The organism is Mycobacterium sp. D16R24 (genome assembly GCF_002013385.1).
Classification (GTDB): Bacteria; Actinomycetota; Actinomycetes; order Mycobacteriales; family Mycobacteriaceae; genus Mycobacterium.
Genome location: NZ_MAEV01000004.1, coordinates 79,648 through 97,169, shown reverse-complemented (window position 1 = coordinate 97,169; position 17,522 = coordinate 79,648). Strand labels below are relative to the sequence as shown.

17 protein-coding genes are annotated in these 17,522 nt (G+C 64.1%); 5 read left to right on the top strand and 12 right to left on the bottom strand.

The features are described 5' to 3' along the window. Positions 1–101: 101 nt before the first annotated feature. The 7 genes from B4383_RS02885 to B4383_RS02855 all read right to left on the bottom strand — a co-directional run bounded on the left by B4383_RS02885 (position 102) and on the right by B4383_RS02855 (position 8,597). On the bottom strand, positions 102–617 hold the full coding sequence (locus tag B4383_RS02885; RefSeq protein WP_286143960.1) for a methyltransferase domain-containing protein: 516 nt from the start codon (positions 615–617) through the stop codon (positions 102–104). A 254-nt stretch (positions 618–871) separates the two neighbouring features. After that, positions 872–3,052: a molybdopterin-dependent oxidoreductase gene (locus B4383_RS02880; RefSeq protein WP_078288767.1), complete on the bottom strand. Its 2,181-nt coding sequence runs from the start codon at positions 3,050–3,052 to the stop codon at positions 872–874. Between the two features lie 90 nt (positions 3,053–3,142). Beyond that, entirely contained in the window at positions 3,143–4,270 is a 1,128-nt protein-coding gene (locus B4383_RS02875; protein ID WP_078288770.1) for an ATP-binding cassette domain-containing protein, read from the bottom strand. A gap of 203 nt (positions 4,271–4,473) precedes the next feature. Beyond that, positions 4,474–5,844 carry an MFS transporter gene (locus tag B4383_RS02870; protein WP_078288491.1) on the bottom strand — a complete coding sequence of 457 codons (1,371 nt, stop codon included), beginning with the start codon at positions 5,842–5,844 and terminating at the stop codon, positions 4,474–4,476. 81 nt (positions 5,845–5,925) lie between these two features. Next, positions 5,926–6,522 (bottom strand): DUF4126 domain-containing protein, encoded by a 597-nt coding sequence (locus B4383_RS02865; RefSeq protein ID WP_078288497.1) that lies wholly within the window; start codon positions 6,520–6,522, stop codon positions 5,926–5,928. Positions 6,523–6,637: 115 nt separating this feature from the next. Continuing rightward, positions 6,638–6,931 carry a nitroreductase/quinone reductase family protein gene (locus B4383_RS27360; protein WP_353615622.1) on the bottom strand — a complete coding sequence of 98 codons (294 nt, stop codon included), beginning with the start codon at positions 6,929–6,931 and terminating at the stop codon, positions 6,638–6,640. A 172-nt stretch (positions 6,932–7,103) separates the two neighbouring features. Beyond that, positions 7,104–8,597, bottom strand: coding sequence for a carotenoid oxygenase family protein (locus tag B4383_RS02855; RefSeq protein WP_078288505.1), 1,494 nt, complete (start codon positions 8,595–8,597; stop codon positions 7,104–7,106). Between the two features lie 50 nt (positions 8,598–8,647). Between B4383_RS02855 and B4383_RS02850 the strand changes: the two genes are divergently transcribed. After that, entirely contained in the window at positions 8,648–9,403 is a 756-nt protein-coding gene (locus tag B4383_RS02850; RefSeq protein WP_078288507.1) for a TetR/AcrR family transcriptional regulator, read from the top strand. Between the two features lie 7 nt (positions 9,404–9,410). On the opposite strand, the gene B4383_RS02845 is transcribed toward B4383_RS02850, so the two are convergent. The 3 genes from B4383_RS02845 to rplJ all read right to left on the bottom strand — a co-directional run bounded on the left by B4383_RS02845 (position 9,411) and on the right by rplJ (position 10,771). Further along, positions 9,411–9,707 (bottom strand): hypothetical protein, encoded by a 297-nt coding sequence (locus B4383_RS02845; protein ID WP_078288509.1) that lies wholly within the window; start codon positions 9,705–9,707, stop codon positions 9,411–9,413. Positions 9,708–9,792: 85 nt separating this feature from the next. Then, on the bottom strand, positions 9,793–10,179 hold the full coding sequence (gene rplL, locus B4383_RS02840; protein WP_078288511.1) for a 50S ribosomal protein L7/L12: 387 nt from the start codon (positions 10,177–10,179) through the stop codon (positions 9,793–9,795). Between the two features lie 64 nt (positions 10,180–10,243). Then, positions 10,244–10,771 carry a 50S ribosomal protein L10 gene (rplJ, locus tag B4383_RS02835; protein WP_070952066.1) on the bottom strand — a complete coding sequence of 176 codons (528 nt, stop codon included), beginning with the start codon at positions 10,769–10,771 and terminating at the stop codon, positions 10,244–10,246. 277 nt (positions 10,772–11,048) lie between these two features. Here rplJ and B4383_RS02825 point away from each other — a divergent pair, with 277 nt between their 5' ends. The 4 genes from B4383_RS02825 (at position 11,049) to B4383_RS02810 (ending at position 15,418) form a co-directional block, all read left to right on the top strand. Beyond that, complete coding sequence (locus B4383_RS02825; RefSeq protein WP_078288513.1) at positions 11,049–12,020, top strand: alpha/beta hydrolase; 972 nt, start codon at positions 11,049–11,051, stop codon at positions 12,018–12,020. A gap of 107 nt (positions 12,021–12,127) precedes the next feature. Further along, complete coding sequence (locus B4383_RS02820; RefSeq protein WP_078288515.1) at positions 12,128–13,432, top strand: AarF/ABC1/UbiB kinase family protein; 1,305 nt, start codon at positions 12,128–12,130, stop codon at positions 13,430–13,432. 1 nt (position 13,433) lies between these two features. Continuing rightward, positions 13,434–14,378: an alpha/beta hydrolase gene (locus B4383_RS02815; protein ID WP_078288517.1), complete on the top strand. Its 945-nt coding sequence runs from the start codon at positions 13,434–13,436 to the stop codon at positions 14,376–14,378. A 179-nt stretch (positions 14,379–14,557) separates the two neighbouring features. Next, the gene (locus B4383_RS02810) at positions 14,558–15,418 is read left to right on the top strand and encodes a cyclopropane mycolic acid synthase family methyltransferase (RefSeq protein WP_078288519.1); all 861 of its coding nucleotides are present in this window, start codon (positions 14,558–14,560) and stop codon (positions 15,416–15,418) included. On the opposite strand, the gene B4383_RS02805 is transcribed toward B4383_RS02810, so the two are convergent. Continuing rightward, positions 15,397–16,842: a glycerol-3-phosphate dehydrogenase/oxidase gene (locus B4383_RS02805; RefSeq protein ID WP_078288521.1), complete on the bottom strand. Its 1,446-nt coding sequence runs from the start codon at positions 16,840–16,842 to the stop codon at positions 15,397–15,399. The two genes, B4383_RS02810 and B4383_RS02805, sit on opposite strands and share 22 nt — an antisense overlap. Positions 16,843–16,862: 20 nt before the next feature. Then, positions 16,863–17,462, bottom strand: coding sequence for a TetR/AcrR family transcriptional regulator (locus tag B4383_RS02800; protein ID WP_078288523.1), 600 nt, complete (start codon positions 17,460–17,462; stop codon positions 16,863–16,865). Positions 17,463–17,522 lie beyond the last annotated feature (60 nt).

Sequence of the window (17,522 nt, the reverse complement as noted above, 5' to 3'; positions counted from 1 at the left end):
TCGCAAACGTCCGTGCTGCCAAACAGAGTGACTCGTCACGCGCCGCCCGTCAAGAGATAGCGCCAGTATTTTCGGTGTTTCTTTTTGCCATTTCGGCCGCCTCAGCCGGGCTTGACCGCGCCGAGCGTCTGACTGAGCCCGGAGACGTACTGCCGATGGTCGGTCAGCCCGTGGCGGACGAGCAGAAGCGGGTAATGAACACGGTCGAACATGCGAAAGGACATCGGTCGCGCGAACAGATGCTGAAGCCCGCAGGCGAACATGGGTCCACGCAGGCAGGAGGTGAGAATGGCGACCCGCCCGCCTGGTCTGAGCACCCGAATCACCTCGCCGACCACCGCGTCCGGGTCCTCCATGAAGTAGAGCGCGCCGTAACAGGACACCGCGTCGAAGGTGCCGTCGGGAAACGGCAGCCGCAGGCCGTCGGCACGCAGGAATCCGAGCTGTCGCGCCTGCGACCGGTGCGCAGGATTGGCCACCGCCTCGGCCAGCATGTTTGCCGCAGCATCCAGCCCGACGACCAATCCGCCCGCACCGACCGACCACACCGCCCGGCGTGCGGCGTTTCCCGGCCCACAGGCGACATCGAGCACCCGGTCGCCCGGCTCGATCGCCAGCAGGTAGCAGCGCCCGCTGAGCCTCGTGGGTTCCCGACCGCGCGGTCAGGACCGCGAACGCGAACGACCGCCAGCACCTGTCATACACCCAGCTGAAAACGGCATTCTGCATCGTCTGCTGTCCGCAAGCGGACGTTCTGGGGACCCATGACATCCGAGATAGCCCTCACTCCCAGCGCGCACCGGGACCGTGAGCAGCCCTTCGATCTGCTCCACGGCGCTACCCGCCCCGGGCACTCGGTCCCGCGCACCCGTCACACGCGCTCCACCCTGACGGGCACCCCGTTGAGCCGTGCCATCCCGGCCAGCGACTCCAGGTCCTCTGGCTCGCTGGACATCAGCAGGTTGACGTTGGCGCCCGGGTTCGCATTGGCGGTCTGCCACGCACCGCCCCGGTTATGGCCCCACCCGTGCGGTACTGCGATGACGCCGGGAACGATGTCCTTGGTCACCACGGCGGGCAGCTCTATCTCTCCGTGCGGCGAGCTGATCCGGATCCGGTCATCGGTGGCGATTCCCAGGCGTTCGGCATCGTCGACGTGAAGCTGCGCGCGCTGCATCCTCGCGCCACGCATGAGCATCGGCGAGTTGTGCATCCATGAGTTCTCCGAGCGCATCTCCCGCATCCCGATCAGCCGCAGGGGATAGTCCAGATCGCGGCGCCGCCGGGACAGCGAGGCGATCTCGCGCTCTATGTCGTTGTGCTGCAGCCGCACTCGGCCGCCGCGGTGCACTACCGCCCGTCGCAGGCCACCCTCGGGCACCATCGGCGCCACCACTTTGCCGTGGGGATGCTGCTCCACCAGGTTGCGGAAGCTGACACCGCCCCGCCGCAGCCCGAACCAGTCACCGCCCTCCCCGAGGCGAATCACCACGTCGATCATCGGGCGCGGGGTGAGGCGCCTACCGAAAAGTGACATCAGCTTGCGAACGCCCTGGACCGCGCCCAGCAGTGGGGTCATGCGCCACAGCCGCGCCGTTAGATCGTCGATGATCTCCCATTCCTGCCTGGCCAGGCCTGCTGGTGGGACGACGGCCTCACTGGCCTGACGGAACGGAGTGGGCTGCATCGATGGAAAGGCGACCGGAAAATCGTCGCGCTCATACATGGTGGTGGCCGGCAGGATGTAGTCGGCGTGGGCATTCGTCTCGTTGACGTAGAGGTCGATCGCAACCATGAGATCGAGCTGTTTCAGCGCGCCTTCGAGTTCGTCACCGTTAGGCACCGAGAGCACGGGGTTTCCGGCACTTACAAACAACCCGCGCACCTGACCCTTTCCCGGCGTGGTGATCTCCTTGGCCATCAGGGCCGCAGGTTCGGATCCGAGCACCGAGGGGAAACCGCCGATGCGCGAGCGGCGACGCCGGTAGATCGCGCCGAGTGCCCGGCCTGCGACCTTCATGGCGTACCGCTCCCCCGGCATCCCGTACCCACCGAACACCTGTCCACCGGGGATATCGGCGTTACCGGCGACGAGGTTCACGACATTGAGCAGATAGCTCGTCAGCGTCCCGTTCTCGCCGAGACAGATCCCGACGCGCCCGTACACGGCCGCACAGGGGGTGCCGGCAAGGTCCCGCGCCAACCGGCGCACCGTCACCGGGTCGATCCCCGTCTGCGCATGAGTCGATTCGGGCGTGAATTCCCGAGAGAGCGCCTCGATCCAATCAATTCCATTGGCTTGCTTAGCGATTCGCTCACGATGAACCAGGCCCTCGGCGAACATCACCTGAATGAGCGACAGCAACAGGAAGGCGTCCCCGTCGGGGGTGATGCCCATCCACTCGAACTCCGAGGCCGTCTCGGTACGGCGCGGATCGATGACGAGTACTCGCCCGCCACGCTTGACCACCTCGCGCATCCCGTCCTTGATTCGCGGCATCGATAACGCGCTTCCATGTGACACAACGGGATTCGCGCCGATCACGACCAGCAGGTCGGTACGCGGGATGTCAGGGATGGGAAACACCAGCGGCGATCCGTACAGCAGCTGACTGGCGACGAACTGATTATTGATGTCCTGCGAGCCGGCCGTGAACAGGTGAAACCCCCCGCCCATCCCGTTGGTCATCAGCTGAAGCCACATGACATGCGAGTAGCTAAATGCCCCGGGGTTTCCGAAGTACCAGGCCAACCCGCCCGGTCCGTGCGTGCGGTGGATATTTCGCACCCGGGCCGCGATATCGGCCATCGCGGTCTCCCAGTCCACCGGTTCGAACTCACCTGAGGCGGTGCGCCGCAAGGGGACGGTCACCCGATCCGGGTCGTTGTGCACCTCGGCGAAGGCAATGCCCTTCTGACACGCAAAGCCTGCCGAGAGCGGATTCTCCTTATCGGGACGTAGCGAGAGCAGCTTGCCGTCCTCGACCGTGGCGACCATCCCGCACAGCGGCTCACAGATACGACAGAATGTCGCCTTCATTTCGACTGTCATAGTCGGCACCACTTTCACACGTCACAGGGCTGACCCCTATTCGATAACGCGTGTTCGCAAATATCAACCCCGGATTCACCAGGGCCGCTACTACCCCCGGACGGGCGGGATCTGGCCCGTGGGAGCGTCGTCGTCGACCGTGTTGATGGTCTGCGTGGGCTGCTCGGTCTGCGGCGGCGCCAGCGTGGCGGTGGCGACACCGGCGGGTTCGTCGCCGTAGTCGTGCACAGGGAACTGGTGGGTACCGGCGAGGCTGTCCTGGATCGCGGCCTGCGCGTTGGGCGGCAGCTGGTGCATGATCTCACGCACCCGCGCCTGACGACGCCCGACAGCCGCACGTTCCGGCATACCCGGGGTGGCCTGAATCTGCGGCGGTACACCCTCGATCTCCTCGACACCACCGTCGTGGTGTCCGGCGTCGAGGTGCGCCTGCTCCTCGGCCATCGTGGCCTCGTCCTTTTCCTCGGACATACCGATCGGACCGATACGACGGCCATTCAGGAACTGCTTGATCACCGGCTCGTCACTGGTCAACAGCACCTCGCGGGGGCCGAACATGACGAGCTGGCGGCGGTACAGCATGCCCATGTTGTCCGGCACGGTACGGGCGATGTTGATGTTGTGCGTCACGATCAGGATCGTGGCGTCAATCTGGGCGTTGATGTCAATGAGTAGCTGGCTCAGGTAGGCGGTACGCACTGGGTCCAGACCGGAGTCCGGCTCGTCACAGAGGATGATCTGCGGGTCCAGCACCAGCGAGCGGGCCAGGCCGGCACGCTTGCGCATACCGCCGGAGATCTCGCCGGGGAACTTGGTCTCATGGCCGGTCAGACCCACGACGTCAAGCTTCTGCATGACGATGTCGCGGATCTCGGATTCCTTCTTCTTGGTGTGCTCACGCAAGGGGAAGGCGGTGTTGTCGTACAGGTTCATCGAGCCGAACAGCGCGCCGTCCTGGAACATCACACCGAAAAGCTTGCGGATCTCATACAGCTCCTTCGAGGAGCACTCCATGATGTTGGTGCCGTCGACGTAGATGGCGCCCTGCTCCGGACGCAGCAGCCCGATCAGCGACTTCAAGAAGACGGACTTACCGGTACCGGACGGCCCCAGCAGCACGCTGACTTCACCCGGTGGCAGGGACAAGCTGACGTTCTCCCAGATTCGTTGTGAACCAAAGGACTTGGTCAAACCCTCAACGGAGACTTCTGCACCCACCAGGCGATCCTTCCGCGACACACACACTTCACCACCAACCCGGCCAGGCTGTGGTTCGGATCACTTTAGCGCATGCCCAGGAGCTGCATCGCGTTTGTGTCCAGACCAGCCCGTCGACTGGCCGACTGTGATAACTAGGCGCTACGCGCCTAGTGCACGCTACTGCCGGTCTCCCGTGAGTTCGCCCGCCCCCGCGTCGACGACTACTTGTCGGCGGGCTCCGTGTCCGTAGAAGCATGCCGTCGACGCTCAACGATGAGCAGTGCCCCGGCCAGTAGCGCGATGAGCACGACAATCAGCCCGACGACATCGGCGAAGACACTCGGATGAGTGAGGCCATATCCAGTCAGCAGATCCACCTCTGCGCGCTGCCGAACGAACTGACCCAGGACTACACCCAGCGCAGAAGCTGTGACCGCCAGGCCTCCGACCACCGTCAGCTGCACAGGCGAAACCCCGTGGAACACCGCGTAGAAAAGGTAGACGGCCAGCGTCGCGATACCGGCCCCGGACAACAGCAAGCCCAGTAACAATCCGCCCTCTGTCGTCGCGGCATCCAGTTCGACGACGGTCGCGACCACTCCAGCCACCAGCAACGCCACACCCAGCACCGCGACGAGCGTGCGCTTGCCCGCGTCGATGAGGTACCCGGCAACCGGAGCCAAGACCAGTCCGGAGACAAAAAGGGCGAGCGCGGGGGTGTCCGAGGGTGCCCGCTCGCGATCGATCGACCACCACATGGCCGCATGGTCGAAGTCTGCGAACCGCACCAGGAAGGTGAGCACGGTGATGGCCAGCAGTGCCGCCAGCACAACCGGACGAGTTAGCACATCCGCGGCGATCAGTGCCGCCGAGCCCCTGCGCCGCGTCTGTGCGAAGAGCGCACCGAAGGACACCACAGCGACGATCGCGAGGATCACCGCGCGCACCGGCGAGGCTTCGTCGATCAGGAGCCAGGCCAGCGCCGACACCCCAACCAGCCACAGCAGGGCACCAACGAGGTCGAAGGTGTCGAAGGTGCCGACGAATTCGCGGTGCGGCTGGGTGAGAACCACCACCAGCACCACGACGGTCGCCGCGAGGATCCCGTAGGTGATCGGGCGCCAGTTCTGCGGCGAGTTGATGTCCAAAACCTGACCCGCCAGCATGGCCAACGGATACATGGCCACCCAGAATCCCAAGGACAGACCGCGGCCCTGCCTAGGTGTCGAATGCAGCACGATCAGCATCGAGGCCACCACGGTCAGCCCGGCGCCCAGTGCCGAAACCAGCATGACCCAGGCAAGTAATGTCGCCGATCCCGGTATCAACGACCCGGCCGTCGACAGGCCCAGGATCACCAGTCCGGCGGCCAGAAAGGTCGTCGGCCGAATGTGATTTCCCAACCGGGCGAACACAAGCAATGTCACCACTGCCACCACGTCACCCGCGACGGTCGCCCACTCAACCGTGCCGAGGGCGTCATCACCCCGGTCCACTCCCCACACCGCCGCCAGACCGTGGTCCAGCATGGTCACCCTCGCCACCAGTAGCGCGGCGCAAGCGATAAAGACGTGCCGTACGGCCAGATTCATGTCACCTTCATTCTCTCGTCTTGATCACTCTATGAGCCCCATCCACATTCGTCCTGCGATAGCCGTTATCGCGAGAGCTATCTACGGGCTGGCTGAGTCGGTTCTGCGCCTGCCACGCGCCCAGCGGATCGCCCGGAAGGCCACCCATCCCAGGGCGATCACGAGCACCAGCACCACGACAAACGCAAGAATCGGCACCGCCAAAGCGAGGATCGTCAGCATCAGCGAGGTGCCGTCTTCGGCGGTCGAGACCACCGGATTCCCCACGCCCGCAGTGGTGCCCGTCACAAAGGGGCGTGCGACCGTTCGGCCGGCATGCACACTGCCGGCGGTGATGGCGCCGAGGATTGCGGCCACCGCCGGTGGCAGATTCGAGGAAAGGCTCGTTTCCGCGGTGAACAGAATGGCTCCCGACGCCGGTGCAATGAATGTGCCGACCGCATGCAGGACCGAGTCGAGGGCCGGAATCTTGTCGCCGATGAGGTCAAGCACGAAAATGACCGCAAGAACGATCAGCGCCGGAGCAGAGGACAGCCAGCCGTACGACGGCCCGAGCTCGATCCACCCGAATCGGTCGGCGGCACCCACCGCGAGCAGCGGCAGCCAAGCATTCAATCCGGCGGCACCCGAGAGCCCGAACGCCCCGAGGATGGCGCTGACGGCCGAGGTGATCTCCATGTCACGAGTGTGACGCGATCGCGCGGTTTCAGCGGCGATTTCCCGACGGCGTCACGCGCGTGTATCGAGTTCGACGACAAGTGGTGTCCCACCCTCGAACCAGGCGCGATGCAGTTCAACAACCTTGCGTCGCGATGGCAACCCCTTGCGGTGGAACATGTTTTCGACGTAATCGAAGGGATGTACGACACCACAGAATCGCTCGCGAGCCGCGTCGCACACCGGGTCGCCAGGTGCGATCGGCCGAGCCACCCCGGAGTGCGGTCCGTCTGGCCTGAATATTCTTGACCCACAGGGTGTGCCGACCGGTTATCGCGGCCAGATATGCCCTATCCCCATCGCGCACCGCCTTGACATACGTGATGCGCGGACTCCCGGATCTTCTGCCGATGGTGGTCAGTACGCCCACACCGCGAGGCACCCGGATCGCGAACCATGGCCGATGTATCGCATGCAGCACTCCGGCGATACGACGGCGCTCCGCCAGCGGCGCCGCCGTCGTATCCAGCTCCAGCCTCCGCTCACAGACCTACCGTCCGTCCGTGTAGCGCAACGACTCCGGCAAGGGGCCGTCCATCGTCTTAGCGGGGGTCCCAGTTGCCATGGAAGCCTGCCGGAACTCGCTGCGGCAGATCGACCGTCGCGGCAAGCTCCAGAGTCTGTGCGTCCAACACCACGAACTTGCCCTCGGACGTACCGGCGCTGAGACCGAACCCGACGAGCACACCGTCGTCTTCGGCCGTTCCCGAAGGATTCGGCACAAACGACATCTCGCCGACCGCAAGCGAATCAAGCGCAGTCCGGCAGTCGGTGCCAGTCTGATAGTCAAACTTGACCAGGCTGCCATCTACCTTGGCGTCGGACTCGAATGCCCCGGCGATGCAGGGCAGGTAGCCGTACCGGTGCTTCTTGCCAGTCAGCTTCTCGTTGATACGGGGGAACTCGAGGTGGCGATCATCGCGACGCTCCATGGTGACCGTGCCCTTGGCCAGGTTGATGACCCAACGGTCGAGCAGGCCACGCGCATCACTGGGCCCGAGTACATCGGCGGAGAACATGGAGTCATAACGGACCAAATCGATCACCACGACCTCCTGGCCGTCACGCATCTCGGAGTATCCGTTGAGCGGGTGGAACACGTAGCACGGCTCGATCTCGAACCAGCGCACATCGGATTTGCCTCCCTCACGCGGCATCACACCAATTCTGGCCGGGTACTTGGGATTCCATGAGTATGGAATCGAGGGCGACTTCCCCGAGAGTTGACTCGCCCTGGCCGCGATCGGGCCGGGGATCTTGATCTTGCCAATCACGGATTGCATGACCAGCTGGGCAGGCTTGCGGAGAATCGCCGGCATCGGCACCGATTTGGTGATCATCGAGGTGTCCAGGGTGACGGGCAGATCGTAGAAGACGACGTACTTCTCGGTGAGGGTGAAGTCATGCATCATCGGAGAACCGTGGACCTTGATGTCAACCGTACGGCGGGCCCTGCCCGAGACATCGATGACCGAATACTGGACGGTGTTACCGCGCGCAAAAGAGTATGAAACGGCATGCATTTCGCCGGTATCGGGATCAATTTTCGGATGGGCGGTATATCCACCCGGCAGGGTCCCCTGGAAATCGCAGGCCCCGACGGTATCCAGCTCCTCGGTGAGCTCGTAGTTGGCGATACCACCCTCCACCAACGCCAAGGTGCGACCGGCATGACTGAGCGTATTGGTGTTGGGTCCGATCAGCGATGTGCCCGCCGAGGTACCGACCGCGACCGCCGGCTCACCAAGTGCCTTGCGCACTGCCGCGGTACGCACCCAGCGATTGCGGTACCACTGCGCCCTCCCATCGCGTAGCGACAGGCCGTGCACCATCGCGTCTCCGCTGAACAGGTGGTAGGTCGCGGGGTCCACCTCGGTGGCGGGGTTGGGACCGTTACGCAGGTAACGCCCATCCAAGTAGTCCGGAATGGTGCCGGTGACTTTCAGGTCCGTACTTGTCACTTCCTGCTGAACCGGCTCCCAGACTCCGGTCAGATACGGACTCTCTGTGGCGGTGGGTTGGACTGTGGCGGTCATCGTGTCCTCCAGGGGCTGACTGGCTGGCATAACATTGTTATTACGCCGTTATGGTGAACGTACTCTCGTTGTGCGAACATGGCAAGACCATGAGCTCATCCATACCGCGGAACAGTCAGGGAAACGACCGGACCGTCGCCCGCAATCCCCGGGTCGACCTGGTATCCGCGGCCGTACAGCTGCTGAACGAACAGGGCCCCGACGCGCTGCAGACGCGGAAGATCGCCGCTGCCGCCGGCACCTCCACCATGGCGGTCTACACCTATTTCGGTGGCATGAGCGAGCTCATCGCCGAGGTGGCCGAGGAAGGCCTGCGCCAGTTCGCCACAGCACAGTCCGACGTGCCCCAGACCGACGACCCCATCGCCGATTTCATGGTGACGGGCATGGTCTATCGCCAGTTCGCCATCGACCACCCGCACATGTACCGGCTGATGTTCGGCGTCACGAGCGCGCACGGCATCAACGCCCCCAGCCGCAACATGTTCAACACCGTGCACCTGACACCCCAGCATGCCAGCGCCACACAGCTCTATCGCAGCGTGCAGCGCGCCATGGCCGCGGGCCGGATCGACGGCTCACCCGACGATGCCGCGAAGGTCTCCGCGACCGCCGCCAAGTTCTGGACCATCATGCACGGGTTTGTCATGCTGGAACTGGCCGGATTCTGGGGCGAAGACGGCGCTGCGGTCGGCCCGGTACTGGGCTCCATGACCACGGATCTGCTTATCGCACTGGGCGATACGCCCGAACAGCTCAGCAGCTCGGCCGCCACCGCCGCGGCCCGAATCGCCGCGCTGGCCTAGCGCCGATCTAGAGCGGCGCCCAGGACAATTCGTCGGGGTCTTCGTGGCTAATCGGCACGGTGGTCGGTGCCGGTGCCGACACCGCGGTATCCCGCAGGGCCGCCACCGCACGGACCGCTGTCGCGGCGGGAGCTCGCATATCCCGGGCAAGACGCGTTAGCAGTTGCCTGCGCAGCTCGTCATCGGTGGACGTCTGCGTTCGCGGCGTGGGTACGACCGCCTCGGGAGCGCGACGACGCCGGGCGCGAAGCACCGCGAGGAGCAGCAGGAAGCAGCCCACGCCGATGAGCAAAGAGACGATCACGGAATCGAGTGTGCGGGGTGAAAACGAAACCGGCCCCCGGAAGTCCGAAGACTCCCAGGGGCCAGGTTTCGAAACGTACTGCGAACTACTTGACGGTGATCGTCGCGCCAGCAGCCTCGAGCTTGGCCTTGGCGTCCTCGGCGGCCTCCTTGGCAACCTTCTCCAGCAGCGGCTTGGGGGCTGCGTCGACCAGGTCCTTGGCTTCCTTCAGACCCAGGCCGGAGACGATCTCGCGCACAACCTTGATAACGCCGATCTTCTTGTCACCGGCGCTCTCCAGGATGACGTCGAACTCGCTCTGCTCCTCGGCAGCCTCGGCGGCCGGGGCAGCGCCACCGGCGACGGCGACGGCGACCGGAGCGGCAGCGGTGACCTCGAAGACCTCTTCGAAGGTCTTGACGAACTCGGACAGCTCAAGCAGCGTCAGCTCCTTGAAAGCATCGATCAGTTCCTCGGTGCTCAGCTTTGCCATGATGTTGGTTCCTTCCTTGATTTACAACAGGTTTGGTTGGTACTGGCGGATCGAAGGGGCGCTTCTACGCCGCCTCTTCGCTGGCCTTCTTTTCCTGCAGGGCGGCGGCCAGGCGTGCAACCTGGGACGCCGGGGCGTTGAACAGCCCGGCGGCCTTGGCCAGGTTGCCCTTCATCGCGCCGGCCAGCTTGGCCAGCAGCACCTCGCGCGATTCCAGATCGGCGATGCGCTCAACCTCGGCAACTGACAGGGCGCGGCCATCCATGTAGCCGCCCTTGATGATCAGAGCCTTGTTTTCTTTCGCGAAGGTCTTGATGGCCTTCGCAGCGTCCACGGGCTCACCCTTGATGAACGCGATTGCCGTTGGGCCGCTGAACAGTTCGTCCAGGCCCTCCACACCGGCTTCCGCAGCCGCACGCTTGACCAGCGTGTTCTTGGCGACGGAGTAGGTGGCGGAAGCTCCGAGGGAGCGACGCAGGGTGCCCAGAGCGGACACCGACAGGCCGCGGTACTCGGTAATCACGGTCGCAGTTGAATCCTTGAACTGCTCGGTGATCTCGGCAACGGCGGTGACCTTTTCAGTCTTGGCCATGTATTGCCTCCTCATCTCGTTTCGGTCGCTGCACCTGGGACAAGACGGCCTGAGATCGAGAAGGAGTCTGAAATGACGAACGCCCCGACGCAGACAGGTCGGGGCGTGAAAATCCGCGGACTTTTGGTCCACGAGTCTAAACCTCGTCCTCCTGCGTGGGCCGTCAGGACATGTCCTGAACCTTCAACCTCGCGAGAGGTGACCGACGGTCTTCGGTGGAGCTCTGAGAGATTACCGCAGATGGGGGCGATCATCCAAAACGGCGTGGTATCCAGGAATGGTGCCGTTGTCCTCCGAAGTTCCCACTCGATCAGGCATCGCACGTAACGGCGATATCGAGCTCTTCTACGAAGACCTCGGCAACCCGGGCGATCCCGCGGTCATCCTCGTCATGGGTGTAGCGGCGCAGCTCCCGATGTGGCCGGACGGGTTCTGCCAGCGACTCCTCGATCGAGGCTATCGCGTGATCCGCTTCGATAACCGCGATTGCGGGCTGTCGACGAAGCTGCACGGGCACAAGGCGCCGGGATCGGTCCAGCGCCGGGTGGTCCGCTACGCGTTCGGCGTGGGCAGTGAGGTCCCGTACACGCTCCTCGACATGGCCGAGGACGTCCGTACCCTCATCGACCACCTTGACCTGGACACCGTGCATATCGCGGGTGCCTCGATGGGTGGGATGATCGTGCAGGTCTTCGCAGGCACCTACCCCGAGCGCGTCAACTCCGTCGGCATCATCTACTCGGCGACCGGCCGCCCATTCTCACGGTTGCCGTCCTGGGCACTCATCAAGACCGCCATGACGGCCCCCGGTAAGAACGCGACGCCCGAGGAATGGCTCGAGTTCGAGGTGAACACCGGCATCGTCTACAACGGGCCCGACAACCTGCCCTCCCGCGAGGCACTGCGACAGCGCATCCTGGAACACCGGGCCCGCAGCGACTACAAGGTGGGTACCGTGCGCCAATTCGATGCCATCCTCGGCACCGGCAGCCTGCTGCGCTTCACCCGCGCCATCACCGCCCCGACGGTCGTGATCCACGGCCGCAATGACCCGCTGGTGCCGTACCAGAACGGGCGGGTGGTGGCCAAGAACATCCGGAACTCGCGGTTCGCGCTCATCGAAGGCATGGGCCACGATCTGCCCGAGCCCGTGTGGGAGCCCGTGACCACGGAGTTGTTGGCAACTTTTGACAGGGGCACCGCCCGCTCGCGGGGCTCCTCGCGGGGCTCGGTGTGCAGGACTGACTAGGGCCGCACGGCCATGATGCGGCACACTTGCATTTCATGACTGCCCAAGAACGTTCCGGCCGGAGCGTAGGTGAAGGCCGTGGACGTCAGGTTGCACCGCTCGGGCGCGTGGCGTTGCTCTCCGAGGCCGCGCGGCTGGGCACCACAGGCTGGCAGGTCGCCCGCACCGCGGGCAGAGTGCTGGGCAAGATCACCAAGAAGGGCAGCTTCGAGCAGAAGGTCATCGCCGAGCTTCCCCAGACCTTCTCCGATCTGGGTCCCACGTACGTCAAGCTCGGCCAGATCATCGCGTCCAGTCCGGGCGCGTTCGGCGAGCCGCTGTCCCGTGAATTCCGGGGGCTGCTCGACCGCGTCCCGCCCGCTGATTCAGCCCAGATTCGAGAACTCATCATCTCCGAGCTCGGCGATGAACCCGAAAAGCTCTTCGCCAGCTTTGACTCAGAGCCGTTCGCATCCGCGTCGATCGCCCAGGTGCATTACGCGACACTGCATTCCGGCGAGGACGTGGTGGTCAAGATCCAACGTCCGGGGATCCGCCGCCGGGTCGCGGCCGACCTGCAGATCATGAAGCGCGGAGCGGCGCTACTAGAACTAGGCAAGGTGGGCCGGATGCTCTCCGCCCGCGACGTGGTGGACGATTTCTCCGGAAACCTTTCCGAGGAACTGGATTTCCTTGCCGAAGGCCAGGCCATGCAGACCTGGGTGGAGCACCTGCACACCTCGTCGCTCGGCAAGAACATCCGGGTGCCGGATGTGCACTGGCACTACACGACATCCAAGGTGCTCACCATGGAGCGGGTGCACGGCATCCGGATCGACGACGCGCCGGCCATCCGCAGGGCGGGCTTCGACGGCACCGAGCTGGTGAAGTCGTTGTTGTTCTCGGTGTTCGAATCCGGGCTGCGCCAGGGCTTGTTCCATGGCGACCTGCATGCGGGAAATCTTCTCGTGGACCACGAGGGCCGGATCGTATTCCTCGACTTCGGCATCGTCGGATTTATCGACCCACGGACCCGCTGGCTGTTGCGCGAGCTGATTCACGCGCTACTGGTCAAGAAGGATCATCGCGCCGCGGGCAAGATCGTGGTTCTGCTGGGCGCTGTCGGCAATCCCGGCGACGCCGATAAGGGCACCCGGGACATGCAGGCCTTCGCCACTCCACTGACCATGAAATCCCTTGGGGACATGTCATATTCGGAGATTGGCAAGCAGCTGTCCGCACTCGCTGAGCAATACGACGTCAAGCTACCGCGTGAGCTGGTGCTCATCGGCAAGCAATTCCTGTACGTCGAGCGGTACATGAAGCTGCTGGCGCCGCGCTGGCAGATGATGGAAGACCCCGAACTCACAGGCTACTTCGGCAACTTCATTGTCGACATCAGCCGTGAGCACAACCGCGAGGGAGACATCTGAGATGACGGCCAGCACCGCCAAGATCGGCGATATCGAGCTGTGCTACGAGGAGTTCGGCAGCCCAGCCGACCCCGCGGTGCTACTCATCATGGGCATCGGCGCGCAGATGGTGTTCTGGCGCACCGAGTTCTGCCAGCAGCTCGCCAACCAGGGCCACCGTGTCATCCGCTTCGACAACCGGGACTGTGGCCTATCGACGAAGCTCGACGGGGTACGCGCCGGTGGCGGATCACTCCTTCCCACCATGGCGAAATTCCTTGCCGGAGTGAAAATTGCCGACACCGCGTACACCCTGGTGGATATGGCGGCCGACGCGGCCAGTCTACTCGATCATCTCGGCATCGAGCAGGCACATATCGTGGGCGCTTCGATGGGCGGCATGATCGCGCAGGTCTTCGCCGCCGAGCATCCTCACCGGACCGAGACGGTCAGCATCATCATGTCGAGCAACAACCAGCCGTTCCTGCCGCCGCCCGGACCACGTCAGTTGATGGCCCTGTTGACGCCCCCACCCGCCGACGCCACCCGCGAGCAGATCATCGCCAACAGCGTGCAGGTGGGCCGAACCATCGGCAGTCCGAAATACCGCCAGTCCGAAGCGAAGTCATATCTACACGCCGCCGAGTACTACGACCGTAGCTACTACCCCAAGGGATTCGCCCGGCAATTCGCCGCGATCATGGGGACCGGCAGCCTGGTGCCATTCAACAACCGAATCACTTCGCCCGCACTGGTTTTGCACGGCAGGGCAGATAAGCTGATGCGCCCTTCGGGTGCGCGCGCCATCGCGCGCGCCACCCCCGGCGCGCGGTTGGCACTGATCGACGGAATGGGCCACGATCTGCCCGAACCGCTGTGGAACCGGGTCATTGCCAAGCTCACCGAGAACTTCGCCCGATCAGAGCCCGCCGAGGACGCAACGGAATCCGAGGCCGCGGACCGCTAATTAGGTCCCGTAGGGAACGATTTCGTCAGGATCAAACTAGCTGTTAATTCTGCGCGGAACCCTTGTACCTGCTGCGGTCATGCTTTAGCCTCGGCATGGGGTAACAGCCACCCCTAGATCCGATCAATCGCACGCGCGCCGTTCGGGGCACAGCGCCATCTCTCGCGAGAGGCCGTCGCATGTCCAGATTGACCCCCAAGTTCTCTGATGTACAAGCACATTACGACCTGTCTGACGACTTCTTCGCACTGTTTCTCGACCCCAGTAGGACCTACAGCTGCGCATACTTCGAGCCCGAGAGCCTGACACTCACGCAGGCACAGCGGGCCAAGATCGACCTCGCGCTCGGAAAACTGGGTCTAGAGCCCGGGATGACCCTGCTGGACGTCGGTTGCGGTTGGGGTTCCACCCTGAAACGCGCCCTCGAGTACTACGACGTCAATGTCATCGGCCTGACCCTCAGCAAGAACCAATTCACGCACGTCACCAAGCTTCTCGACTCCACCGAAAGTTCGCGTACGCACGAGGTTCGGTTGGCCGGGTGGGAGGAGTTCGAGGGCACCGTCGACCGAATCGTCAGCATCGGCGCCTTCGAGCATTTCGGCCATGAGCGATACGCCAGCTTCTTCGAGATGGCCCACCGGATACTGCCGGATGACGGAAAGATGTTGCTGCACACCATTGTCAGCTTTCACCCGGAGGAATTGAAGCGCAGGGGAGTTCCGCTACTGATGTCGCGGGTTCGATTCATGCACTTTATGCTCACCGAGATATTCCCTGGTGGCCGTTTACCTTCCGTGCCGATGGTGGACCAGCACGCCGCGCAGGCGGGCTTCCGCGTTACCCGCCACCAGGCCCTGCAACTACACTATGCGCGCACCCTGGACTGCTGGGCCGAGAACCTGGTCGCACACAAGGATGAAGCGATTTCCCTTCAATCCCAAGAGGTTTACGACAGGTACATCAAGTACCTCACAGGTTGCGCCGACGCGTTCCGGGAGGGCTGGATCGACGTAGTTCAGTTCACCTGCGAGAAGTAGGAGTCGACGAGACTCTGAACCTCGCCGACAGCCAGTTCCCTGTCGGCGGGCACGAGCCCGACACGGGTACGACGATCGAGAACATCATCGGTGTCGAGCGCACCCTCATGAGTAAGCGCGAATTCGACTTGTTCACGGGTGATATCGACATCTTCGACCACCCGGGTACCGACGGCACCCGGCCAGTCGTCCACCACCGTCAGGTTTTGCGTCACACACTCCGAGGCCGCCAGCCGCAGGCGTTCCAGACCCGCGTCAAGGGCGTCCTCGGCCATCTTGCGATAGGTGGTCAGCTTGCCGCCCACCACGCTGACGACACCCGCATCAGATACCCGGACCGCATGCTTACGGGACAGGTCCGCGGTCGCGGAGTCATCACCGTCGAGCAGGGGTCGCAGCCCCGCAAAACGTCCCGCCACATCCGATTCGGACAGTGAGGTCTGCAGCACCGTGTTCACGGTGTCGAGGAGGAACTGCTCCTCCCCCGCAGAGGGTTCGGCCACATCCGGTACCGGACCGGGCGCCGGCTCGTCGGTGAGCCCGAGGTATACCCGATCGTGGATGGCGGGCAGGGCGAACACGAAACGGTTGATCGTGCCGGGCACCGGAACAGTCAGGGCGGCGGTAAGTCCACCGAAGGTCGCCGCGCGGAACACCAGGTGTGTCCCACGGCTAGGACGCAGCTTAATGTCATGATCGACTTGGCCGGCCCATACCCCGGCGGCGTTGATGACCAAACCCGCCCGTACCGCAATGGTATTGCCGCTCAGCTCGTCTCGGAGCACCGCACCGTCGCCGGTGACCTGCTCGGCGGACACTCTGGTGAGGATGCGGGCACCCAGACCCGCCGCCGTGCGCGCGATCGACACCACCAACCGTGCATCGTCGACGAGCTGCCCGTCGAAGGCCATCAACCCGCCGCGAAGTCCGTTGCGCCGCACGGTCGGGGCCCGGCGGATGACTTCACCCGCGTCGATCGCGCGTGAGCGGGGCAGCACGTCGGCCGAGGTGTGCGCGAGCCTGCGCAACCCATCCCCCGCGACGAATCCCACCCGCACCAGGGTCCGGCTGAACATGCTCACCGCCGGGTGCAGCGGAACCACCTGCGCGAGCGGGTGAATGAGGTGCGGGGCGGTACGCGTCATGAGGATGTGCCGCTCGATCGCACTTTCCCTGGCAATACCCACCTGACCCGAAGCGAGATAGCGCAATCCGCCGTGCACCAGCTTGGAACTGAATCTGCTTGTGCCGAAGGCAAGGTCGTGCTTCTCGACCAGCGTGACACGCAGGCCGCGGCTCGCCGCGTCGAGTGCCACCCCGACGCCGGTGATACCACCGCCGACGACGAGGACGTCAACCGGAGCGCCACCGGCCAGCGCGGCGAGATCGGCACTGCGTCGTGTGCTGTTGAGCTGGGTTGTCATGAACTCTCCTAAGGGGCGGATCAAGCCGCGAGATATCCGTCGATGGCAGCGGCCAATTCATTCACCAGCTCATCCGGCGAGAGAATGTCGGCGACGATGCGCGCCGACTGGAGAACCGATTGGCCGATCAGCAGCACCATCGCCGCCATCTGCTCAGGGCCACCGGTGCGAATCGATCCGTCCGCCTGGCCCTCGGCGATGAGCAGCGCGGTCCAGCCGATGAGGGCGCGCTGGCTGGTGCCCAACCGCCGCACGATGTAGGTCAGCAGGAGTTCGGGATCGGAGCGCAGGATTGCCGCGAAAATCGAGTGCTCACGCACCTGGGTGACTAGACCTGTCACCGACTGGACTAGTCGATCGCGCGCATGCCCCTGTCCGGTCGCGGGCAGGATCGAGGCCATTTCTCGCGTCAGCAGATCGGCGACCAAGGAGCGCACATCGGGCCAGCGCCGATACACCGACGGACGGCTGACACCGGCACGCTTGGCGACCTCCACCAGTGTGGTCCGACGCACCCCGAACTCGGTGACGCAGGACAGCGCGGCATCGAGGATGCGTTCAGTGACGGGATCCGCCGGGATCTCCGCGACCCCGGCGATGTCTGTCGTCTCGACCGTCATGTCACCTCACCTTCACCAGAAAATCTGCGTTACAACTTGCCATCCTATGTAATACTGTAA